The organism is Actinophytocola sp. (assembly GCF_050699915.1).
Classification (GTDB): Bacteria; Actinomycetota; Actinomycetes; order Mycobacteriales; family Pseudonocardiaceae; genus Actinophytocola.
In genome coordinates, this window is sequence record NZ_JBOHGA010000345.1 from 1 (window position 1) to 4,373 (window position 4,373).

Here is a 4,373-nt window from a genome sequence, read left to right on the forward strand (position 1 = left end):
GAGCACGAGCGCGCCGAGGCAGCCCTGCGGGAGGCCGGCGAGGCGACCCGCACGCTGGCGAACACGTCGGCCGAACGGGACGCCGCCCGGGCCGCGCTGGAGGAGGAGCGGGCGAAGGTCGCCGACCACACCGCGCACCTGGCGAAGACCGCTGCGGCCCTGACGACGGCAACCCAGCGGGCCGACACCCACGAACGTCACCTGGCCGCCCTGCGCGAGACCGTCCTCGACGACACCGCGGAGGACCTGCGCACCCGCCTGCTGGCCGTGCTGCTGGCGAAGGTGTGACCGGACCCGGCGAGTGGGCAGGTACGCCGACGCGGCGCGACTACGACGCCGACCCGGACCGGTTCCGCACCGGTTCCCGGGTGACCGCCGCGTACCGGTCGCCCGGGGAGAGCCTGTACGGCAGGATCGCCGGCCTGCTCCGTGAGCTGGGTGCCCGGCGCGTGCTCGACGTCGGCTGCGGTGAGGGGGCGCTCGCCGCAGCGGTCGGCGCCGGCGGCTGGGTGGTGGGCCTGGACGGCTCGGCAACCATGCTCGCCGCGGTCCCGTCACCGGTGGTGCGGGCCGACGCGATGGCGCCGCCGTTCGCCGAGGCCGCCTTCGACGCGGTGGTCGCGGTGAACGTGTACGACCACCTGCCGAACCCGCTCGCCGCGGTCCGCGCGGCGCACCGGGTACTGCGACCCGGCGGCGTGCTGGTGGCCGGCACGATCAGCCGGCACGACTCGCCGGAGCTCGCCGCGGTGTGGCGCCCGACCCCGACGCCGTTCGACACCGAGGAGGCGCCGGCCATCGTCGGCACGGTGTTCGCCGACGTCCGGGTCGACGCCTGGGACGCACCGCTGCTGACCCTGCCCGACCCGGCGGCGGTGGCGGACTTCCTCGTGGCCCGCTTCGTGCCGGCGGACCACGCGGCACAGCTGGCCGCCCGAGTACCCGCGCCGATGGTGCTCACGAAGCGCGGCGCGCTCGTCGTCGGTCGTAGGTCCTCAGTGGACCAGGCGTAGCCGGGGTCGTGGGTTGGGGATGCCGACCAGCTCGCGGAGCCGGGGGAGTCCGATGTGGACGTCAGCCGCCAGGCGGGCCAGTGACAGGCCGTGCTCGGTGGCCAGCTCGACCGCCCTGCGGAGCAGGGCCGGCTGCTCGCCCGGGTGGTCGGAACCCACCGGCTCGTCCGTGCGCCAGCCCAGCGCCGTCAGCGTGGCCATCGTGCGGCGGACGGTCGACTCGCCGTACACGCCCAGGTCCTTGCCGCGGTACAGGAGCGCCGCCGCGGACACCCCGTAGCCGTCGGCGATCTCCTTCAGGGCCGGCACGCTGACCGGGGTGGGCAGCAACGGGCGCACCTCGGCGGCCGGCATCAGGAACTCCGCCGCGAAGGCGTTCGCCTGACGTTCGTGGGTCGGCGAGCCCGGCGCGGGGTCCGGGTGCAGCAGCAGGTGGCCCAGCTCGTGCGCCACGGAGAACCTGCGGCGCATCGGGTTTCCCTTGTCCGACAACGCGATCGTGGGCCGGCCGTGCAGCGCCGAGGAGAACGCGTCGATCGTGGCGGCGTCGACCGCCGGGATGCGGGTCACCACGATGCCACGCGCCTCGAGGTTGCGCACCAGGTGCACGACCGGTCCGGTGCCGAGCTCCCACGCCTTGCGAACCGTCTGCGCGGTCCGCGAGGCGTCCCCGTGCGGGATGCCCAGCGGCAGCCCGAGGTCGACCGGCGGCAGCTCGATCACCTGGTCGAGCCGGTCGGTGATCTCCCACAGCAGCTCGACGTGCGCGAGCGCCTGCTGCCGCCGCACGGCCGTCGTCGCGCGCAGGGAACGGAAGTGCGCCTGCGTGGTGTCCAGCCGCAGCTGCGGCCGGCCCACCCCGAAGAACCCCACCGGCATGTCGAGCGCCTCGGCGCAGCGGGTCAGGGTCGCCGCGCTCGGTCGGGACTGGCCGAGCTCGTACTGCGACACGGCCGCCGCCGTCCGGCCGATCAGCCCCGCGAGCTCCCGCTTGCGCAGCCCGGCCAGCTCGCGGGCCATCGTCAGCCGGGCGGGGGCGAATGCCTGCGCGACGGCGGCGGCACTCGAAGACACGACAAACCCCCTGAACGAGCGGATACGGACGAGCGGAGACGAACGTGCGCCATCGTCGCCGAGCACGGAGCGTGGCGCGAGTCGGGTGAGGTACTGGCTATTCGGCCGCGGCCGGTGCCTCGGAGCGAGGTCGCAGCGGCAGCATCGGCTGTGGCAGGCCGAACGCGTCCGCCGGGAGCCGGCCCGCCGGGATCTCCGGGGTCAGGCCGGTGCCGAGCTCGCGCAGGTCGACGCACCACTGCCAGTCGATGTGGTTGTCCTCCGGCAGCAGCCTGCCCTGGCCGGCCCACAGGCCGGTCAGCCCGAGCGCCTCGGTGCCGGTCCACGGCAGGAACAGCAGCGGCCGGCTCGCCAGCAGCGCGTCCCGCCTGCTGAACAGGCCGAGATCGTCGCCGGCGCCGAACAGCTCCCGCCGCAGGTCGCTCGCGTCGCCGAGCGAGCCGTACGGCCCGGCCGGCATCAGCAGGTGGTACATCCCGACCCGCGGCAGCTTGAGCAGCACCGCCTGGAACGCCGCGTCGACCTCCAGCCCGGGCAGCTCGCCGGTGAGCGAGCCGGCCGTCTCCCGCAGGAACTGGTAGCGGTCGGTGCCGAAGCTCGTGTTGTTCGCCCAGCTGCCGCGCGGCCCGTTGCGCCGCGCCGGCTGCAGGCTCGCCGCCGTCTCGTGCGCGTCCTGCAGCCACCGGCCGAACGTCGTGATGAAGTCGAGCACCGGCACCGGATGCAGCAGCGAGGTGAGCTCGTCCACGTGCTGGGGATCGTTCGCCACCTGCCACTCCTCTTGATCGCGCGGCCCGGACCGAAGCCGGTCACTTGATTCTGGCACCGGATCCGGTCAGGTCGCGGGAGGTGCGTGGGCGTGTCGTGCACCCGGCGTGAATCCGGCGTGAATCCGGCGTGCATGCCGCGCTGCTTGTCTCGGGAGGTGGCCGGAACACGCCGGCCACCGGCGAAGGAGCAACACCGATGACCGACAGGAAGATCATCGCCGTGGTGGGCGCGACCGGGACCCAGGGCGGCGGCCTCGCGGAGGCGATCCTCGACGACCCGGACGGCGGGTTCGCGCTCCGCGCGCTGACCCGCAACCCGGCCACGGACGCCGCGGCGGCGCTCGCCGCACGCGGGGCCGAGGTCGTGGCCACCGACCTCGACGACCCGGACAGCGTCCGCAAGGCGTTGGACGGCGCGTACGGCGCCTTCGTCGTCACCGCGTTCTGGGAGTACAACTCGGTCGAGCGCGAGCAGGCCCACGCGCGCGCGGCCGCCGATGCCGCCGGCGCCACGGGGCTCGAGCACGTCGTCTGGTCGACCCTGCCCGACACCCGGCTGCACGTGCCGCTCGAGGACGACCGGATGCCCACCCTCCACGGCCGCTACAAGGTGCCGCACTTCGACAGCAAGGGCGAGGCCGACCAGTTCTTCCGCGACGCGGGCGTGCCGACCACGATGCTGTCCACGACCATGTACTTCGAGTCGTTCCTCGACTTCTTCCATCCGCTGCGCGACGAGCAGGGCGCGCTGTTCATCACCCTGCCCATGGGCGACGCGGTGCTGCCCGGCGTCGCCGGGGTGGACATCGGCCGGACCGCGTACGGGATCCTCGCCGGCGGCACCGAGCTCGTCGGCGAGACCGTGGCCATCTCGGGGGAGATCCTGTCCGGCGAGCAGTACGCCGCGAAGCTCGGTGCCGCGCTCGGCGAGCCGGTCGAGTACCGGCCGGCCGCGCTGTCCGCGGTGCGCGCGGGCGGCTTCCCCGGCGCGGACGACGTCGCGAACATGTTCCAGTACTACGCCGAGTTCGCCGACTCGTTCGCCGGCGCGCGCGATCCCGCCTACGCCCGCTCGCTTAACCCGCGGCTGCAGGACTTCGACACCTGGCTCGCCGCCAACCGGGACGAGTTCACGGTGTGACCCACGGAATAGGCCCTGCTCCGCAGCCGTTCTCGTGATGGCACGGTTGCGGAGAGGGGGCGTCACGTGGGCCTGCGGTTCGAGGTGCTGGGTCCGGTACGCGCGTGGCGCGACGACGCCGAGGTCGACCTCGGCTCACCGCAGCAGCGCGCCGTGCTGGCGGTCCTGCTGCTGCGCGCGGGTGCGCCCGCGGCGCCCGACCGGCTCGTCGCGGCGATGTGGGGCGACACCGCCCCACCCGCCGCGGTCGGCATGGTCCGCTCGTACGTCTCCCGGCTTCGCCGCGCGCTCGGCGACGGCGTGATCGGGTCCGTGGGCGGCGGCTACGCGCTGCCGGCCGCGGACCTCGACGTCGCCGAGTTCGAGCGCCGGGTC

Annotated in this window: 5 protein-coding genes and 1 pseudogene; 4 read left to right on the plus strand and 2 right to left on the minus strand. The window is 74.3% G+C overall.

Annotated elements, in window-relative coordinates:
• Nucleotides 1-288, plus strand: a pseudogene (locus ACRDSK_RS32085) (hypothetical protein); the annotation flags it as partial.
• A complete protein-coding gene (locus tag ACRDSK_RS32090) occupies nt 285-1,013 on the plus strand; it encodes a class I SAM-dependent methyltransferase (protein ID WP_431445162.1) in 729 nt (242 codons plus the stop codon). The pseudogene ACRDSK_RS32085 and the gene ACRDSK_RS32090, both read left to right, overlap by 4 nt.
• Here ACRDSK_RS32090 and ACRDSK_RS32095 read toward each other — a convergent pair.
• Entirely contained in the window at nt 996-2,087 is a 1,092-nt protein-coding gene (locus tag ACRDSK_RS32095; RefSeq protein WP_431445163.1) for a helix-turn-helix domain-containing protein, read from the minus strand. The genes ACRDSK_RS32090 and ACRDSK_RS32095 overlap by 18 nt on opposite strands.
• 97 nt (nt 2,088-2,184) lie before the next feature.
• Nucleotides 2,185-2,856 carry a hypothetical protein gene (locus ACRDSK_RS32100; RefSeq protein ID WP_431445164.1) on the minus strand — a complete coding sequence of 224 codons (672 nt, stop codon included), beginning with the start codon at nt 2,854-2,856 and terminating at the stop codon, nt 2,185-2,187.
• Nucleotides 2,857-3,053: 197 nt separating this feature from the next.
• Between ACRDSK_RS32100 and ACRDSK_RS32105 the strand changes: the two genes are divergently transcribed.
• Nucleotides 3,054-3,998: an NmrA/HSCARG family protein gene (locus tag ACRDSK_RS32105; RefSeq protein WP_431445165.1), complete on the plus strand. Its 945-nt coding sequence runs from the start codon at nt 3,054-3,056 to the stop codon at nt 3,996-3,998.
• Nucleotides 3,999-4,064: 66 nt separating this feature from the next.
• A partial coding sequence (locus tag ACRDSK_RS32110; protein WP_431445166.1) for an AfsR/SARP family transcriptional regulator occupies nt 4,065-4,373 on the plus strand: 309 nt, incomplete at its 3' end.

Coding starts and splice junctions, on each gene's coding strand:
- ACRDSK_RS32105 (WP_431445165.1), top strand. CDS start 3,054: ATGACCGACAGGAAGATCATCGCCGTGGTGGGCGCGACCGGGACCCAG.